The organism is Frigoribacterium sp. CFBP9029 (assembly GCF_034045305.1).
GTDB lineage: Bacteria > Actinomycetota > Actinomycetes > Actinomycetales > Microbacteriaceae > Frigoribacterium.
In genome coordinates this window covers 266298-283170 of record NZ_JAXCWB010000003.1, presented here as the reverse complement: position 1 = coordinate 283170, position 16873 = coordinate 266298, and the positions used below count along the sequence as shown (strand labels likewise).

General features: G+C 72.5%; 12 protein-coding genes, 1 tRNA gene and 1 riboswitch. Of the genes, 6 read left to right on the top strand and 7 right to left on the bottom strand.

Annotated features, from left to right (window positions below; translation table 11 throughout):
• Positions 1 to 277 precede the first annotated feature (277 nt).
• Positions 278 to 907, bottom strand: coding sequence for a DNA-directed RNA polymerase subunit beta (locus tag SOM11_RS06085; protein ID WP_192061310.1), 630 nt, complete (start codon positions 905 to 907; stop codon positions 278 to 280).
• Between the two features lie 96 nt (positions 908 to 1003).
• Here SOM11_RS06085 and SOM11_RS06080 point away from each other — a divergent pair.
• Positions 1004 to 1076: transfer RNA gene (locus SOM11_RS06080), tRNA-Lys, on the top strand.
• 294 nt (positions 1077 to 1370) lie between these two features.
• Here SOM11_RS06080 and SOM11_RS06075 read toward each other — a convergent pair.
• Entirely contained in the window at positions 1371 to 2339 is a 969-nt protein-coding gene (locus SOM11_RS06075; protein WP_320477504.1) for an aldose 1-epimerase family protein, read from the bottom strand.
• On the bottom strand, positions 2336 to 3187 hold the full coding sequence (locus tag SOM11_RS06070) for a DeoR/GlpR family DNA-binding transcription regulator (protein WP_320477503.1): 852 nt from the start codon (positions 3185 to 3187) through the stop codon (positions 2336 to 2338). Before SOM11_RS06070 ends, SOM11_RS06075 begins: the two co-directional genes overlap by 4 nt.
• A gap of 79 nt (positions 3188 to 3266) precedes the next feature.
• Here SOM11_RS06070 and galT point away from each other — a divergent pair, with 79 nt between their 5' ends.
• Positions 3267 to 4370: a galactose-1-phosphate uridylyltransferase gene (gene galT, locus SOM11_RS06065; RefSeq protein WP_192061308.1), complete on the top strand. Its 1104-nt coding sequence runs from the start codon at positions 3267 to 3269 to the stop codon at positions 4368 to 4370.
• Positions 4367 to 5572, top strand: a complete 1206-nt coding sequence (gene galK, locus SOM11_RS06060) for a galactokinase (RefSeq protein ID WP_320477502.1) — start codon at positions 4367 to 4369, stop codon at positions 5570 to 5572. The genes galT and galK overlap by 4 nt, the downstream gene beginning before the upstream one ends.
• Positions 5573 to 5790: 218 nt before the next feature.
• Here galK and SOM11_RS06055 read toward each other — a convergent pair whose 3' ends face one another.
• Positions 5791 to 6699: a bifunctional methylenetetrahydrofolate dehydrogenase/methenyltetrahydrofolate cyclohydrolase gene (locus SOM11_RS06055; protein ID WP_192061424.1), complete on the bottom strand. Its 909-nt coding sequence runs from the start codon at positions 6697 to 6699 to the stop codon at positions 5791 to 5793.
• A gap of 173 nt (positions 6700 to 6872) precedes the next feature.
• A complete protein-coding gene (gene glyA, locus SOM11_RS06050) occupies positions 6873 to 8150 on the bottom strand; it encodes a serine hydroxymethyltransferase (RefSeq protein ID WP_192061306.1) in 1278 nt (425 codons plus the stop codon).
• Positions 8151 to 8188: 38 nt separating this feature from the next.
• A riboswitch (ZMP/ZTP riboswitch) is annotated at positions 8189 to 8274 on the bottom strand.
• An 80-nt stretch (positions 8275 to 8354) separates the two neighbouring features.
• On the opposite strand from glyA, the gene clpS reads away from it, so the two are divergent.
• A complete protein-coding gene (clpS, locus tag SOM11_RS06045) occupies positions 8355 to 8663 on the top strand; it encodes an ATP-dependent Clp protease adapter ClpS (RefSeq protein ID WP_192061305.1) in 309 nt (102 codons plus the stop codon).
• Positions 8660 to 9226: a DUF2017 family protein gene (locus tag SOM11_RS06040; RefSeq protein ID WP_320477501.1), complete on the top strand. Its 567-nt coding sequence runs from the start codon at positions 8660 to 8662 to the stop codon at positions 9224 to 9226. Before clpS ends, SOM11_RS06040 begins: the two co-directional genes overlap by 4 nt.
• Positions 9227 to 9257: 31 nt before the next feature.
• Here SOM11_RS06040 and SOM11_RS06035 read toward each other — a convergent pair whose 3' ends face one another.
• Positions 9258 to 9440, bottom strand: a complete 183-nt coding sequence (locus SOM11_RS06035; RefSeq protein ID WP_192061304.1) for a PspC domain-containing protein — start codon at positions 9438 to 9440, stop codon at positions 9258 to 9260.
• Positions 9441 to 9690: 250 nt separating this feature from the next.
• Between SOM11_RS06035 and SOM11_RS06030 the strand changes: the two genes are divergently transcribed.
• The gene (locus SOM11_RS06030) at positions 9691 to 11802 is read left to right on the top strand and encodes a serine/threonine-protein kinase (protein ID WP_320477500.1); all 2112 of its coding nucleotides are present in this window, start codon (positions 9691 to 9693) and stop codon (positions 11800 to 11802) included.
• 671 nt (positions 11803 to 12473) lie between these two features.
• Here SOM11_RS06030 and SOM11_RS06025 read toward each other — a convergent pair.
• Positions 12474 to 16832 carry an FtsK/SpoIIIE domain-containing protein gene (locus tag SOM11_RS06025; protein ID WP_320477499.1) on the bottom strand — a complete coding sequence of 1453 codons (4359 nt, stop codon included), beginning with the start codon at positions 16830 to 16832 and terminating at the stop codon, positions 12474 to 12476.
• Between the last annotated feature and the right edge of the window lie 41 nt (positions 16833 to 16873).

Sequence of the window (16873 nt, the reverse complement as noted above, 5' to 3'; positions counted from 1 at the left end):
CTTGGTTCGGCACGAGCTCGCAGCCGGATTGGGCGAGTTTGCGGGCCATGCACGACTGGTGATGTCGGCTTCGGCCGGAAGAGGTGCCAGGCCGCAGAAACGCCTCTCGGCGCGAGGCCGCTCGAAGCGGCTAAATTTGGAGCCCGGGGTTACTGCGGCCCGGCGAGAATCGATGTTACCCGCTGTCTCCGGCATCCGCCTCGACGTTCGCCGGGTGCGAAATCCGCGACCTGATGCGCCCGCCGACTTGCATCGGGCGGGTGGCGCGAGGCAGGGGTCAGTCGAGACTGTCGGTGCGCCAGAGGTGGGCGCAGGCGACGAGGTCGACGGCGAGTTCGGAGAGCCGCAGTGCCCGGCGGGTCAGGTCGGAGGCGTGGTCGGAGCCGATCGAGTCGTGGTCGTCTGCGAGATTCGTGGCCCCGGCGGAGGCGAGGCGGCAGAACGCCGCCCCGCGCTCGAGCGCCGTCGCGAAGTCGCCGACGAACACGCCGCGGAGGATGAGGTCGGCGAGTTCGAGGATCTCCTCCGGGCTGGCCGGCGCCGGGGCACCCGCGACGATGGGGTCGATGGTCGACGACGACTCGACGCCGCGCTCGAAGAGGAACGTGATGTCGGCCGGGTTCTGCCGGATGACCGCCCGCACGAGGTAGATGCGCCAGAGGGCGCCGGGCAGGGTGTGCGCCCCGGCGTGGGCCCACAGCTCGGCGACGGCATCGATGCCGTGGAGGTCGGTGTAGCTGACGAGGCGGTCGAGGATCTCGGGCGACGGGTCGTCTTTGACGCGGGCGACGAGCGCCGCGGCCGACTCGTGGGCGACGCGGTTGATCGTCGCCGGGTCGTCTCCGCCCTGAAAGGCCTCGAACTCGGCGCCGGAGAACTGGGTGGGGCGGTGGAAGTCTCTTGGCATCGCCTCAACGATAGGCGCGACCCCTGACACTCACTCCCCCGGCGGGTCGTCCGAGCGACGACGGCGCCGCGCACGATCCCGTATTGTTGTCGACGAGGGCCTCTAGCTCAGTTGGTAGAGCATCGGACTTTTAATCCGCGGGTCATGGGTTCGAGCCCCATGGGGCCCACTCTTCTCCGGCGTCGAGCACGGCGCTCCGCGAACCGCGTCACGCCTGGCGCCGCACCCCTCCGTCGGCGAGGGACCGCACCCCCGGCTCCGAGGCGCTGGGCGTCGGGACCGGGGGCACGATGCACCGGGCGGGCGAGGCCGCCATTCGGATCAGGAAAAGAGCGGCCACCTGCGTTACCCGGCGACTGTCGTCCGGTAACCAGCCGGACGATTCACGGTATCGCGCTTTCTCATACAAAGAAACGATCTGCGCGAGAGTGCGCAAACAGGACAGCCTCTCAGCGGATCGGGGTCAAGCGCGGGTCCGCCGAATGCCCCACCGGGCCGACCAGGTCTCGCCTTCGTCGAGCCAGACGAGCCCCTCACCCGTCGCCAGGGCGTTCGCGGGAGCCGTCATCGGCTCGGCTGCGACCGCGAGCCCCTTCACTCCCCCGCGGGGGAAGTTGCGAGGCGTGAAGACCTGCACGAACGGGAAGGCCTCGTCTTGCCAGAGCTCGGTGGCCCAGCCGTCGGGGGCCGTGAGGCGGGTTCGGCGGATGCCGGCGTCGTCGGGAGCGATGTCGCGGTAACCGGTGTCGAGATCGAGGTCGCCGACGAGCGGCCCGCCGCTGAGGTCGTACTCGGTGCCGGCGACCGGGGCCGTACCCGTCGGGATGCTGCGGTCGTCGACCTCGGACCGGGTCGCCGCGTCGAGCGTCACCCGGAGCGTCGCCGGGTCGTGGTCGCCGACGCGGAGGAACGGATGCGCGCCGACCGCGAACGGCGCCCTGCCCCGACCCACGTTCGCGACGGTCTGCGTGACCCGCATGCCGTCGACGACCAGCTCGTGCCGCACGGTCAGGTCGAGCTGGAACGGGAACCCGTGCTGCGGGTGGACGGTCGCCCCGAGGGTCACCGCATGCCGCTCGACGACGAGGGGCCGGTAGGCCGTGTACCGCAGCAGGCCGTGAGAGGCGTTGCCCTTCGAGGGCTCGGTGAGATCGAGCTGCTGCACGACGCCGTCGAGGGTCCACCGACCGCCGTCGACCCGGTTCGGCCAGGGGAACAGTGTGATGCCGCAGGCGGACGGCGGGGTCTCGTCTTCGGCGAAGGTCTCGGTGAGGGCATGCCCGTCGACCGACAGGGCCCGGATGCCCGCCGCGACCTCGGTCACGATCGCGCCGACCTCGTGCCCGGCCTCGTCGAGCGACAGGCGGTATTGCGCACCCGTGGGCGGATGGATGGTCGCCGGGCGGGGGCCCTCGCTGGATGGCTCGGTCATGTCGCGTCTCCTGTCTCGTCACGCTCGGCCGCGTCATCGTCGTCGTCCCGATCGGCCTCGATCACTGTGAGACCGGCACCTCGGAGTCCGCTGATCTCAGCACCCGACGCCCCGGCCGTCACGAGCGCCTCGAAGGTGTCGAGGGGAGCGATGACGCCGAGGTGCGCCTCCCCCAGCTTCGCCCCGTCGGCGACCAGATACGACCGCCGCGCGGTCTGCGTCATCAGCCGCTTCAGATCGGTCTCGGGCAGGTTGACGTTGGTCGCCCCGTGCGCGGCGTCGACGCCGGTGCAGCCGATGAAGGCGACGTCGGCCGTGATGCTCGCGAACACGCTGGTCGCGAGCGGGTTGACCAGCGAGTGCTGCAGCGGCCTGAGCGTGCCGCCCGACACGATCACCGTGAAGCGCGGCACCGCCTGCTCGAGCGCGAGCGCGATGGTCAGACCGTTGGTCACGACCACGACGTCGTCGAGGTCGTCTCGCTCGAGCAGCGCGAGGGCGATCTGGGTGGTCGTCGTTCCGACGTCGATGACGACGCAGTCGCCGGACCGGACCAAGGAGGCGGCGGTCACCCCGATGGCCCGCTTGGCCTCGATGCCGACCGAGCTCTCTTCTTCGAACGGGCGCTCGACGACCGGCCGATCGAGAGAGAGCGCACCCCCGTGCACGCGTGAGAGCAGACCGTCGGAGGCAAGACTCTCGAGGTCGGTGCGGATCGTCACCTCGGAGAGGCGGAATTCGCGGGCGAGCTCGGCGGTGCGGATGAAGCCGCGCCGACCGACGAGGTCGGCGATCCGATCACGGCGGCGACCGGCCGGCAGCTGCTCGTCGATCGGGTTGGCGTTCACCTCGTCATTTTCGTATGCTTTCAGGTGCTTTCGCAACTGCAAATCCCGCGGTGCGAGGCACGACCGAGGAGGCTCCCCCATGGCGTCGATCGCCACCCGCACCACGGTGCTCGCCGACGGGCGTGAACTCATCTACTTCGACGACGCCGACACGACGCTCGGCCCCGACCGCAAGGCCGACGCCCGCGTGCTCGACCCGCGCCCCGACACCGCGACGATGCGACAGGACGTCCTGACGGGCGACTGGGTGTCGATCGCGGCGTCACGGCAGAACCGCGTGTTCCTGCCCCCGGCCGAGCTCGACCCGCTCGCCCCGGCGTCGCCCACCAATCCGTCCGAGATCCCCGACGTCTACGACGTCGCGGTCTTCGAGAACCGCTCGCCCTCGTTCGGGCCCCTGCTCACCGACGACCAGGCGCCCGAGGGCGTCGACGACCTCGCCCGCCTCGGCATGGGGCGCACGCGCCGCAGCGTCGGTCGCTGCGAGGTCGTCTGCTTCAGCCCCGAGCACGAGGGCTCGTTCGCCGAACTCAGCGAGTCGCGTGCCCGCACCGTCGTCGAGGCGTGGGCGCACCGCACCGAGGCGCTGTCGGCGCTGCCCGGCATCGAGCAGGTCTTCCCGTTCGAGAACCGCGGCCAGGCGATCGGCGTCACGCTGCACCACCCGCACGGTCAGATCTACGCCTACCCGTACATCACACCCCGCACGCTGGGTCTGCTGCGCAGCATCGAGTCGTACGGCCCGACGCTGTTCGCCGATCTGCTCGACTCCGAGCGCGAGGGCCCGCGCGTCGTGCTCGCCGGCGAGCACTTCACGGCGTTCGTGCCCTTCGCGGCCCGCTGGCCGATCGAGATCCACCTGCTGCCGCATCGTCACGTGCCCGACTTCGCGGGGCTGACCGGCGACGAACGCGACGAGCTCGCGATCATGTACCGGCGCCTCCTGCGGGGGGTCGACGCGCTGTACGGCGACCCCACCCCGTACATCTCGGCCTGGCACCAGGCTCCTGTCAACGTGGGCCGCGACACCGTGCGGCTCAACCTGCAGATCACGTCGCCGCGACGAGCCGAGAAGCGGCTGAAGTTCCTGGCCGGCTCGGAGGCGGCGATGGGAGCCTGGATCGGGGACCTCGTCCCCGAGGCCCAGGCCGACCTGATCAGAGAGGCGATCGAACGAGCATGACCGACACCACCACACCCCGAGGGTTCTCCGACGTGTTCGACACCGAGGTCGTCGGCCGCTGGTCGGCCCCCGGCCGCGTGAACCTCATCGGCGAGCACACCGACTACAACGACGGTTTCGTGCTGCCGTTCGCGATCGACCGACGCACCACCGTGACCGTCGGCGTCCGCACCGATCGCCTGCTCCGCGTCTCGTCGTCGTTCGAGGCAGGCGTGCACGAGATCTCGCTCGACGCCCTCGACCCGGCGTCGATGTCGGGCTGGTCGAGCTACGTCTTCGGCATCGCCTGGGCGCTGCACGTCGCCCCGACGCGTGCCGAGTCCCCCGCGTTCAGCGCCGCCGGCGGAGACCTGTCGGGCGTCGACCTGTCGACCGCCACGGGTCTCGACCTCTTCGTCGAGTCCGACGTGCCCGTCGGCGCCGGCCTGTCGTCGTCGGCCGCCCTCGAGTGCTCGGTGGCGCTCGCCTTCGCCGAGCTCTGGTCGATCGACGTCAACCGCTCGACGCTCGCCGCCGTGGGGCAGCTCGCCGAGAACGAGGCCGTCGGCGCACCGACCGGCATCATGGACCAGTCCGCGTCGCTGCTCGGGCGGGCCGATTCGGGCGTGTTCCTCGACTGCCGCAGCCTCGACGCCGACGTCGTCGAGCTGGGCTTCGCCGCCGCCGGCCTCGAGGTGCTCGTGGTCGACACCAAGGTGGAGCACGCGCACGCGACCGGCGGGTACGTCGATCGCCGCGCCTCCTGCGAGAGAGGGGCCGCAGCCCTCGGCGTCTCGTCGCTGCGTGATCTCGACGCCGACGACCTCGCTCGTGCCGAGCAGATGCTCGACGACGAGACGTTCCGTCGCGTGCGCCACGTGGTGACCGAGAACCAGCGCGTGCTCGACACCGTCCGCACGCTGCGGACCGACGGCGCCCGCGCCATCGGGCACCTACTCGACGCCTCGCACGTCTCGATGCGCGACGACTTCGAGATCTCGGTGCCCGAGCTCGACCTCGCGGTCGCCACCGCCCAGGCGTCGGGTGCTCTCGGCGCTCGCATGACGGGCGGCGGCTTCGGCGGCTCGGCGATCGCGCTCGTGCCGACGGAGGCACGCGCCGCGGTCGAGCAGGCCGTCGTCGCGGCCTTCGCCGAGGCGGGCTTCGCCGCGCCGACCGTCTTCACGGTGAACGCCGACGAGGGCGCGCGCCGCGACGCCTAGCGCGCCAGGACGCCAGGACGCCAGCGCCAGCGCACCAGCGCGCCAGAAGGTGGACACGACGCCGGGTTTAAACCTGGCGTCGAGTCCACCTTCTGGCGTCGTGGGGGATCAAGCCGCCACGAACTCGACACGCCGCCACCGGATCTCGTGGCGTCGTGTCGAGTCGGTGGCGTCGTGGCCCGGGGGCGACGCGCGACGGGCGCCGGGCGCTCGGCGGATCAGCGCTCGGCGGCCTCGACCACGTTCTTCAGCAGCATGGCGCGCGTCATCGGCCCCACCCCGCCCGGCACCGGCGACTGGAACCCGGCGACCGACGCGACCGCCGGGTCGACGTCGCCACGCAGCCGGTACCTGCCCGTCTCGTCGTTCAGCACGCGGGTGATGCCGACGTCGATCACGGCGGCCCCGGGTGCGACCCAGTCGGGCTTCACGAGCCCCGCGACACCGGCGGCCGCGACGACGATGTCGGCGCGACGCACCTCGGCGGCGACGTCGGCCGTGCGCGAGTGGGTCAGCGTCGCGGTCGCCTCGAGCCTCGTCAGCAGCAGCCCGAGCGGGCGCCCCACCGTCAGCCCCTGGCCGATGATCGTGACGTGCCGCCCCGCGATCGGGATGTCGTACGCCGTCAGCATCTCGACGATGCCGCGCGGTGTGCAGGGCAGCGGCGTGTCGATCGACCCCTTGCCGCCGGGCACCGCGAGCACGAGCTCGCCGAGGTTGACGGGGTGCAGTCCGTCGGCGTCCTTCGCCGGGTCCATCAGCTCGAGCATGGCCGTCGGCTCGATACCGGCGGGCAGCGGCAGCTGGATGATGAAGGCGGTGACCGCGGGGTCGGCGTTCATCGTCTCGATGGCGCCGCGGATCTCGGCCTCGCTCGCGGTATCGGGCAGGTCGATGCGGATCGACTCGATGCCGACCTCGGCGCAGTCGCGGTGCTTGCCCGCGACGTACGAGAGCGACCCCGGGTTCGCGCCGACGAGGATCGTCCCGAGCCCCGGGGCGATCCCCCGCGCCTTCAGCGCCTCGACCCGCACCCTCAGGTCGTCTTTCACCGCCGCGGCGAGCGCCGTCCCGTCGATGCGGATCGCGGTCGACTCGTCACCGGCGACGAACCGCTCGCGAGGCACGACCGGCGCGTCGAGCACCGGCACCTCGGCCGTCGGCACATCAGCGGTCGGCACGTCGGCCGCCGCACCGGCGGTCGGCACATCAGCCGTCGGCGCATCAGCGGCCGGCACGTCGAGCACCGGATCGACGACGTCTCCCGAGGAGGCGCGGGTCGACCCGGTCGCGCCCACCGTCACGCGTAGAGGGGGAACGCGTCGGTCAGCGCCTTGACCCGTGCCGCGAGGGCCGCGATGTCGGGTTCGGGCATCAGGGCGAGGGCGATGATGTCGGCCACCTCGGTGAACTCGGCATCGTCGAAGCCGCGTGTCGCGAGGGCCGACGTGCCGATGCGCACGCCCGACGTCGTCATCGGCGGACGAGGATCCCACGGGACGGAGTTGCGGTTGACGGTGATGCCCACCTCGTGGAGGAGGTTCTCGGCCTGCTTGCCGTCGACCTCGGAGGCCCGCAGATCGACGAGCACGAGGTGCACGTCGGTGCCGCCGGTGAGCACGTCGACGCCGGCCGCCTGCGCGTCGTCCTTCATCAGGCGGGCGGCGAGCAGCTGAGCGCCGCGGATCGTGCGCTCCTGGCGGTCTTTGAACTCGGGCTCGGCGGCGAGCTTGAACGCCGTGGCCTTGGCCGCGATGACGTGCATCAGCGGGCCGCCCTGCTGGCCGGGGAACACGGCCGAGTTGAGCTTCTTGAACAGCGGCTCGTGGTTCGAGAGGATCACACCCGAGCGCGGGCCGGCGAGGGTCTTGTGCACGGTCGACGAGACGACGTGGGCGTGGGGCACGGGCGACGGGTGCAGGCCCGCCGCGACGAGACCCGCGAAGTGGGCCATGTCGACCCAGAGGTACGCGCCGACCTCGTCGGCGATGGCGCGGAACGCCTCGAAGTCGAGCTGACGCGGGTAGGCCGACCAGCCGGCGATGATGACCTTCGGCTTGTGCTCGATGGCCTGACGACGGACGACGTCCATGTCGATCAGGTAGGTCTCGGGGTCGACCTCGTAGGCGACCGCCTTGTACATCTTGCCCGAGAAGTTCAGCTTCATGCCGTGGGTCAGGTGACCGCCGTGCGACAGCTCGAGACCGAGGATGGTGTCGCCGATGTCGGCCAGCGCGGCGAGCACCGCGGCGTTGGCCTGCGCGCCCGAGTGGGGCTGCACGTTGGCGAAGTCGGCGCCGAACAGCGACTTGGCGCGCTCGATGGCGAGGTTCTCGGCGACGTCGACGAACTCGCAGCCGCCGTAGTAACGGCGACCCGGGTAGCCCTCGGCGTACTTGTTGGTCAGCACGGAGCCCTGCGACTCGAGGACGGCACGGGGCACGAAGTTCTCGGACGCGATCATCTCGAGGTAGTCGCGCTGTCGGCCCAGCTCCTGCTCGAGCACGGCGGCGATCTCGGGGTCAACGACCGAGAGCGGCTCGTTGAAGGTCGACGGGAGTTTCTGGTTGACGGTCATGGGACTGCTCCTCGGCACACGGGACGGACGGGATCTGGTGTCGTGGCCCAGGCGTACGGCCACCAACCGTGTGTCAGTCGCTCCCCGATGGTCGACCATCTGAACGCCAGTCGCGACCGCCCCAGCATAACGCGACCGCCCGGCACCGGGTAGGCCCCGGGCGCCGGGCGACCCCACGACGGCCGGGCGTGACACCCTGGTGAGGTGAGCACGACCCTCGACGAAGAACGCACCGGCACCCGGGCCGAGGCCGACCTGCGCCTCCTCGGGGCCCCCGACACCCCGTGGGTGACTCTCGTGTGGGACGACCCGGTCAATCTGATGTCGTACGTGACCTATGTCTTCCAGACCTACTTCGGCTACCCGAAGGCACGCTGCGAACGCCTGATGATGCAGGTGCACACGAGCGGCAAGGCGACGGTCGCGACGGGGCCCCGCGAGCAGATGGAACGCCACGTCGAGGCTCTGCACGACTACGGCCTGTGGGCGACCGTGTCGAAGGCCGACGAGTGAAGCTGCCGTTCCGTCGCGAGCGCGGCGCCGACGACGTGCTGCTCGAGCTGCCCGAGCACGAGCGCGCGCTGCTGATCGACCTGACCAGGCAGGTGGTGCAGCTGCTCGAGCACGGTGACGCCGACGATGCCGCCGTCGCGCGCCTCCTGCCGTCCGCCTACCCCGACGACGCCGAGGCCGCCTCGGAGTTCAGACGGTTCACCGCCGACGACCTGACGAACCGCAAGATCGCGAACGCCCGCGTCGTGCTCGCGACCCTCGCCGACCGGCCGCCCGAGCCGTCGGGCGACGACACCGGCCCGACGACCGCCGACACGGAGCCGAGGAGGCGCGGGTCGAGACCGCGCGGACCTCGCCCCGACGCGCGCCGGCTCGACACCGCCGCCCAGCAGGCGTGGCTGCGGAGCCTGACCGATCTGCGGCTGACCCTCGGAACCCGCCTCGGCGTCACCGACGCGGGGATGCCCGCTGACGCCGAACCGCACCTCCGCGCGATGCACGCCGTGTTCGACTGGCTCGGCTACCTGCAGGAGTCGCTGCTGCAGACGCTCACGCGTCGCTGAGCAGGGTCGGAGCGGCAGGCAGCGGGCGCGCCTACTTCTCTTTCGGGAACAGCACCCAGAGCACCACGTACAGCAGCACCTGGGGCCCGGGCAGCACGATCGACAGCACGAAGAGCAGTCGCACGAAGAACGGGCTGAGGTTGAAGCGATTGGCGAGGGCGGCGCAGACGCCGGCGATGACCTTGCCGCGGCGGGGACGAGTGAGGGTAGCCATGGATCGAGCATGGCATCGACCACCGACAGAGGTCCAGCACGCCCGATGTGTGTGAGTCGCGTCGTCTCCACAGCGTGATCAGCGTCGTCTCCGCGGCGTGCGTCGCGTCGTCTCCGCGGCCTGCGTCGCGTCGTCTCCACAGCGCCCCGCGCCGCGCGCATCCCGGTGCCGGTGCGGTCAGTACGATGAGGGGTGGAACGGTCGGGCGCGGGCCCGGATCGTCCGCACGGGGGTACACGAGGGGGAAGCAGTGGCGCAGTCGCGGTCAGGGGAGGCTCTCGGTGCGTCCTATCGACTCGTCGAGCTGATCGGCACCGGCGCGGTCGGCGAGGTCTGGCGCGTCTCCGTGGCGCGAGCCGAGGTGACGCCTGACGATGGCGGCGACGGCGCCGTCGACGGCTCGCCTGCCGACGCTGCACCCGCCGACTCCGGCGAGGCCGCCGCGAAGCTGCTGAAACCCGAGCACGCCGACGACGCCGGCCTGGTCGAGCGGTTCGTGCGCGAGCGCTCGGTGCTGCTCTCGCTGCGTCACCCGAGCATCGTGCGGGTGCGAGACCTGGTGGTCGAGGGCGACCGTCTCGCGATCGTGATGGACCTCGTGCCCGGCGGTTCGGTGCGCGACCTGCTCGCCTCCACCGGGCCCCTGCCCGCTCGAGACGCCCTGACTCTCGTCGCCGAGGTCTTCGACGCCCTGGCGGCCGCGCACGCACGCCAGGTCACGCACCGCGATGTGAAGCCCGACAACGTGCTGCTCTCCGAGCCGTGGCGCCCCGGTCTGACCGGTGCCGTGCGGGTGAGCGACTTCGGCATCGCCTCGGTGGTCGACGAGAAGCTTCGGCAGACCACCGGGCTGCTCGGCACGCCGCAGTACATGTCGCCCGAGCTGATCAGTCAGGGTCGCTCGGGTGGGCCCGGCGACGTCTACGCCACCGGTGTGATGCTCTACGAGCTCCTCTCGGGTCGCACGCCCTTCGCCGGGCCCGGCACCGATTTCACGGTCGCCTACCGTCACGTCACGTCGACGCCCCCGCCCCTCGACGTGCCGGCCGATCTGTGGGCTGCGCTCGAGTCGGTGCTGTCGAAGGACCCTGCGGCACGCCCGTCGGCCGCCGACGCGGCGAGCTCGATGCGTCGGCTCGCGGCGGCCCACGCCGAGCTGCCGGCCCTCGCACCGGTGGTCGCACCCGAGGGCTTCGACGACGTCGAGCGGCCGGCGACGATCGTCCGTGGTGCGGCGGCCGGGTCCGCCTCGCCCGACACCATCCCAGGAGGCGCGAGCCGGTCCCCGGGGGCGGCCGGCGACCCCGACGCGGCCGGCTCCGACGCGGCCGCGGCCGCCCTCGCCGAGCCCCGACCCGACCTCGGCACCGGCGGCTCGGCCACGATCGTGCGGCCGATGCCCCGTCGCGTGGCACCGCCGACCCGTGCGGCCGCGGCGGCTGAGACCGCCACCCCCGGGTGGCGACCCGTCTGGCTCACGAACAAGGTCGCGGCGTTCGCCGGGCTGGGCGTCGTGCTGATCGCCGCGCTGGTGATCGGGCTCGTCGTGCTGCTGCCGGGCGACTCCCCCGCCGAGGAGACCCCCACCTCGCCCGATGCGGCCACGGCCAGCCAGCGCGACACGGCGCTGCCGACGGGGCTGTCGATCGTCCGCGACGCGAGCTACGACCCCGAGGCGGGCACCGTCTCGGTGACGATCGCCTACGCCGCGCAGAGCGCCCCGCTGACCGGCCCGCTGCTCGAGGTGCTGCCCGCGGCCGCCGACGGCGACGGCTGCCCGCCCGTCACCTGGACCGGCGCGACCGGCACCCGCAACCAGCCCTCCGTCACCGGGGTGACGGTCGACTGCGGCTGGTCCCTCACGGGGGTCGAGGTGCCCGCGGGCGGTCAGGTTGAGGTCGAGGCGACGCTCCCGGCGGAGTTCGCCGACGCCACGGCGCTCGACGCTTGGCTCGATGCGGCGGCGGCGGCGACGACCGAGGCGACCGGTGACGAGACGGTGACCGGGTCCGCGTATCCGGCGCAGCGCCTCCTCGGGGTCCAGGTCGTGACGCCGTCGCGCACGGTCAGCCAGACACCGCTGACCGTCACCCTCGTGCCCGTCTGGGCTGGCGGCCCCGACGAGCTGAACCCGCTGTACTCGAGCCCGAGCACCGGGTCGCCGTCGCAGATGCTCGTCGACGTTGCGGGCGGCGAGGAGGGCGTGCGGTTCGCCGACGGCTGCGGCGGGGCGCTGGCGGTGTCGTCCGACGGGCTCGTGGTCACGGCGCTGTCGATCGCGCCCGCGTGCGTGCTGCGCGCCACGGTCGGCAATTTCACGAACCTCGAGAGCTCGCCCTTCAGCATCACGACGCGCGACTAGCCGCCCGTCCGCCCGGCCGGCCGACGTGCGTGCGCGGGTCGCCCCTCTCGAGTGGTCAGAAAACGCCCTTCACCGCCCGCGGAAGGACAGTTTCTGACCACTCGCAGTCGTCCCCACCCGCGCCCGCGCCACCCCGGCGTCGCCACCGCGATCGAGTGGTCAGAAAACGCCCTTCGCGGGACTCGGAAGGACAGTTTCTGACCACTCGCAGTCGTCCCCACCCGCGCCCGCGCCGCGCCCGCGCCACCCCGGCATCGCCACCCCACTCGAGTGGTCAGAAAACGCCCTTCGCGGCCCACGGAAGGACAGTTTCTGACCACTCGACCCCGCTCCCACCCGCGACCGCCCACCCCGGCGTCGCCCACGTCGCCACCGCGATCGAGTGGTCAGAAAACGCCCTTCACAGCGCGCAGAAGGACACTTTCTGACCACTCGACCCCGCGCCCGCGCCCACGTCGGCAGAACACCTGAGTGGTCAGAAGACGCCCTTCACGGCGCCCGGAAGGACGTTTTCTGACCACCCTCGATCCGGCTGCGTGCGGGCGCACCCCAGCACGCCGAGCCGAGCACGCCCAGCGCACCCCAGCGCACCTGAGCGCACCCGAGCACGCCCCGGCACGCCCCGGCCCGGCACGCCGGCGACCGCGGGCACGACGCCGAGGAGGCGCGGGTCAGGCCGTGCGGGCCGGCTCCGCGACGCTCGGGCTCATCGCCTGCACGAGCCGCACCGCGCCTCCTGCACCGGCGTAGCCGCGCCCCTGGGTCAGTGCGACCGGGGCGCGTCGCGGCAGCGGCACGCCGAGCAGCTCGCCGTCGTAGTCGACGTCGGGCTGCAGCAGCACACCGCAGCGCGACTTGCGGACGGTCTTCGTCCAGTGCCCGTAGAGCGTGCGCAGGTCGGCCGACCGACCCGCCGCGATCACGCAGAGGCCCGGCCGGTTGGATGCGAGCAGGGTCGCGATCGACTGGTCGGTGTCGTCGAAGCGCTCGGCGTCGTCGATCAGCAGCACGACCGGTCCGCGTTCGAGACGGAGCGCTGCGAGCAGCGCGGGCACCTCGTCGGCGCCGACGGCGACCCGGTCGAGCGGAGCATGGACGAGCGGCGAACGGCGGTCGCCGATGCCCCAGACGACGGGCCGCGCAGAACCCGACACCGACCGGATCGACTCGGCGATCGCCAGCAGCAGCGTCGACTTGCCCGACCGCGCGGGCCCTGCCACGAGCACGTGCTCGCCCTCGTAGACCTCGAGCACGGCGGGGGTCAGGTCGTCTTCGCCGATGCCGATCGGCAGGCGCCATGGCTCGTCGTCGAAGGTCGGGGCGAGGCCGAGCTCGTCGACGCGCACGTCGTCGGGCAGCTGTCCGATGGCGTTGGACTTGGCGGCGGCGTCGCTCCAGACGGAGGCGACGTGCGCGACGGCCTCGGCGAGGCTGCCCGGAGGGGTCGCGACGTGCATCTGCAGCCGGTTCGTCACGTCGACGAGACGACCGGGCACCGGCGCGGGGATGCTCTTGCCCTTCACCCCGAGCGACGCGTAGTCGTAGGGGTCGGCGAGGCGGAACAGCCACTTCTGCGTCGTCACCTCGTCCATCGCCGACGGCACAGCCTTCGCACGGGTGGTCGACACGGCGAACGAGAGCCCGAGCGCGGGCCCGTCGGCGTAGACGCGGTAGAGCAGATCGAGCAGCTGCTGCCCCTCGTAGTCCTGCAGCTCGTCGCGGAGGGCGGCCAGCCCGTCGAGCAGCACGACGGCGCGACGACGGCCGGTCGGGTCGGCGCGGCGGGCTTCGAGCTCGGTGCGCAGATGCCGGAGGAACCGCGCCTGCTGCTCCTTCGCCCCGGCACCCGGTCCGACGTAGGCGACGGTGTGCGGCAGATCGGCCAGGGGCGCGAGGTCGCGCGAGCCGAGGTCGAGCACGTACAGGTCGAGGTGGGCGGGGTCGGTCTCTCGCGCCAGGTCGAGCGCGAGGGACGCGAGCGTCGTGCTCGTGCCGCTGCCCGGGATCCCCATGACGAGCAGGTTGCCCTGCGCCATGTCCCACCCGGCGGGGCTCTGCCGCTGCAGATCGGGCTCGTCGGCCAGTGCCACGACGACCCGGTCGCCGACCACCCCGCCGACCTGCGGCCCACCGCCGCGCACGCGGTCGTGGCGCGCCCGGTCGTCGCCCGACCCCTCGCCGTCGCTAGACCCGCCGTCGCCGTCCGCCATCGGGAACCCGGCCAGCGCGATCGACTCGCCCAGCGCCTCCGGCCAGACCTGCCGAGGAGGCGCGAAGCCGGCCTCGGAGTCGGCCGCGACGATCGCGTCGATCAGCTCGTCGAGGTCGGTGCTGTCTTTCGCAGAGGCGCGCGGGGGCGCCGGGCGCGGTGCGGGCACGCCGAACTGGCCGATCTCGCGCACGCTGACGGCCTCGGCCGCCGCCTCGAGGGCGCGCCCCGTGACGAGGGCGGTCTGCACGGGGGTGATGTCGTCCTGTCCGAGCTTCACGTACGCGCGACCCGTCTGCGCGCGCGAGATGCCCGCGGCCGCCGGCACGCCGATCACGTTGCTGGAGTCCTCGCGGCTCTGCACCCGCAACGCGACGCGGAGGTTCGTGTTCGCGAGGATGTCGTCGTTCACCACGCCGGCCGGGCGCTGCGTGGCGAGGATCATGTGCACCCCCAGCGTGCGGCCGACGGCGGCCACGCTGACGAGCGAGCTGAGCACGTCGGGGAAGTCCTTCGCGAGCATCGCGAACTCGTCGACGACCAGAAGGAGGCGCGGCATCGGCTCCGCAGGAGACGTCGCCAGATACGCCTCGAGGTTGTCGATGTCGTCGCCCGCCTCGGCGAAGACACGCTGACGGCGCTGCATCTCGGCCTCGAGGGATCGGAGGGCGCGGTCGGCGAGCTGCTCGTCGAGGTTGCTGATCGTGCCGATCGTGTGGGGCAGCCGCTCGCAGGCCGCGAAGGCCGCGCCGCCCTTGAAGTCGATCAGGATGAAGTTCAGCCGCGTCGGGTCGTTGCGCGCGGCGAGCCCGGCGACGAGCGAGCGGAGGAACTCGCTCTTGCCCGAACCGGTGGTGCCGCCGACGAGTCCGTGCGGGCCGTCGGCGACGAGGTCGAGGGTGAGCACCCCCGACTCGGACGACCCGATCGGGGTCGAGACGCCGGTGCGGGCGCGCCACATCGACTGCACGGACTCGGCGTCGACTCGCGGGACGCCGAGCAGCTCGGGCAGGCGCACGAGCGAGGGCAGCGAGGCGCCCGGCACGATCAGCTCGGGGTCGTCGAAGTGGGCGAGATGACGGGCGCACTCCTCGGCGGTGGGCACATCGACCCCCGCGAGCACGACGTCGTCGACGCGGGTGCGGTCTTCGGGGCGGTGCACGGTCGCGGCGGCGTCTTCGCCGACCACGACGACGATGGTGCACGACGCGGGCAGCTGCTCTTCGCTGGTCGCGATGACGATGCCGCTCACGCGCACGCTGCGTTCGTTGGGACGCAGCGACGAACCGGGCGTCGAGCGACCGTGACCGAGGATCGCGCGGGCCGGGGCGTCGCGCCCCTCGGTCAGCACCTCGGAGTCGAGCACGACGAGCAGGGCGGGGGTCGGCATCTCGTCGACCGTCTCGCGGAGGCCGCGCAGCATCGACACGCTCGCCTCGCGGCGGGCCGACATCCAGCGGTCGCCGGTGCTGCTGCCGACCTGACGGGTATGCGGCAGCCACGAGGCCCACTCCCAGTCGCCGTCGCGACCGGGGTCGCAGAAGGTGCCGATCGTGAGGTCGGCGGGGCCGCAGTGCACGGCGGCTTGGGCGAGCAGGCTGCGGGCGAGGGCCAGCGCCCCGGCACGGTCGCCCACGATGCCGACGACGCCGGCGTCGGTCAGATCGACGACGACGGGAGCCGAGGCGAGCCGCCCGGCGGCGAGGGCCTCCTTGACGCGGTCGTCTCTGCGGGTGGAGCCGCGGTCGTCGAGGGCGGGCCGCCAGGGCACGTCGCCGATGCCGGCGTGCAGCGCGAGGAAGTCGTCGGCGCCGACCCGACGCTGCCAGAGGAGCGTGGTCGGCAGCTCGGGGCGACGCAGCACCGTCGCCGGGTCGGGGACGAGATCGAAGCGGCGCCGCGCCTCCTCGGCCGCCGCCTCGGCGATCTCGGCGGAGAATTCGCCGATGGCCTTCTCGAAGCGCTCCTCTTCTTCGCGGAGGTTCTTCGTGCGGCGGTGCTTCTGCTCGAGCCACATGCCGATCGCGGTCACCGGGCTGAGCAGCGCGAAGAGCGCGAACCGGGCGTCGCCGAGCAGCGCGACCATCGCACCGGCCAGCAGCAGCGGCGCGAGCACGGTGATGTAGCTGAACTTCGAGGCGGGGGGCACCTCTTTGCGGTCGGGCGGCTGCACGGGTTCGCCGTCGTCGGCGCGGCCCGGGCGGGGCGGGCGGTTGAAGGGAGCCGTGGAGGCGGGGGTCAGGTTGTGCAGCGACCCGGGCGCCGGCACGGTGACCTCGGCCAGAGCGGGGCGGACGAGCAGGACGGCGCCGCCCACGATGGCGGTCGTCGCCTCGGTGATGACGAGGCCCTCGGCGTCGACCCGTTCGCCGCCGATCAGGGTGCCGTTGGTCGAGCCGGCGTCGCGGATGCGGACCCCTTCGCCGTCGGGCTCGTTCTCGATGGTGCAGTGCTCCCATGAGGCGCTGGCGGTCGGCAGCACGAGGTCGGCCTGCGGGGCGCGGCCGACGACGAGCGGCCGGCTGCGCGGCACCTCGACGACCTGCCCGGCGGCGAGACCGCCGGCGAGGGTGACGCTCCAGCCGGCGACCTGGCGTCGGCGCGTGCCGGGGGTGCGGGCGATGCGCGATCCCTCGAGCAGCACGAGCTCGTCGAGCGGGGTGTCGAGCGGCACGGCGGCCTCGTCGACGAAGAGGTCGGCGTCGCCGGCGTGGAGCGCTCCCCCGGCGGTGGTGACGAGCTCGCCCAGGGTCGCCGCACTCTGCCAGCGATCGACGTCGATGCTCCGTCGGTCGCCGTCGAGATCGATCAGGACACGCATGGGGGCTCCTCGGTCGGAGGTGGGGTGGGGCGGGCTCGCTG

Coding starts and splice junctions, on each gene's coding strand:
- glyA (WP_192061306.1), bottom strand. CDS start 8,150: ATGACCGTCAACCAGAAACTCCCGTCGACCTTCAACGAGCCGCTCTCG.
- SOM11_RS06085 (WP_192061310.1), bottom strand. CDS start 907: ATGCCAAGAGACTTCCACCGCCCCACCCAGTTCTCCGGCGCCGAGTTC.
- galK (WP_320477502.1), top strand. CDS start 4,367: ATGACCGACACCACCACACCCCGAGGGTTCTCCGACGTGTTCGACACC.
- galT (WP_192061308.1), top strand. CDS start 3,267: ATGGCGTCGATCGCCACCCGCACCACGGTGCTCGCCGACGGGCGTGAA.
- SOM11_RS06035 (WP_192061304.1), bottom strand. CDS start 9,440: ATGGCTACCCTCACTCGTCCCCGCCGCGGCAAGGTCATCGCCGGCGTC.
- SOM11_RS06025 (WP_320477499.1), bottom strand. CDS start 16,832: ATGCGTGTCCTGATCGATCTCGACGGCGACCGACGGAGCATCGACGTC.
- SOM11_RS06075 (WP_320477504.1), bottom strand. CDS start 2,339: ATGACCGAGCCATCCAGCGAGGGCCCCCGCCCGGCGACCATCCATCCG.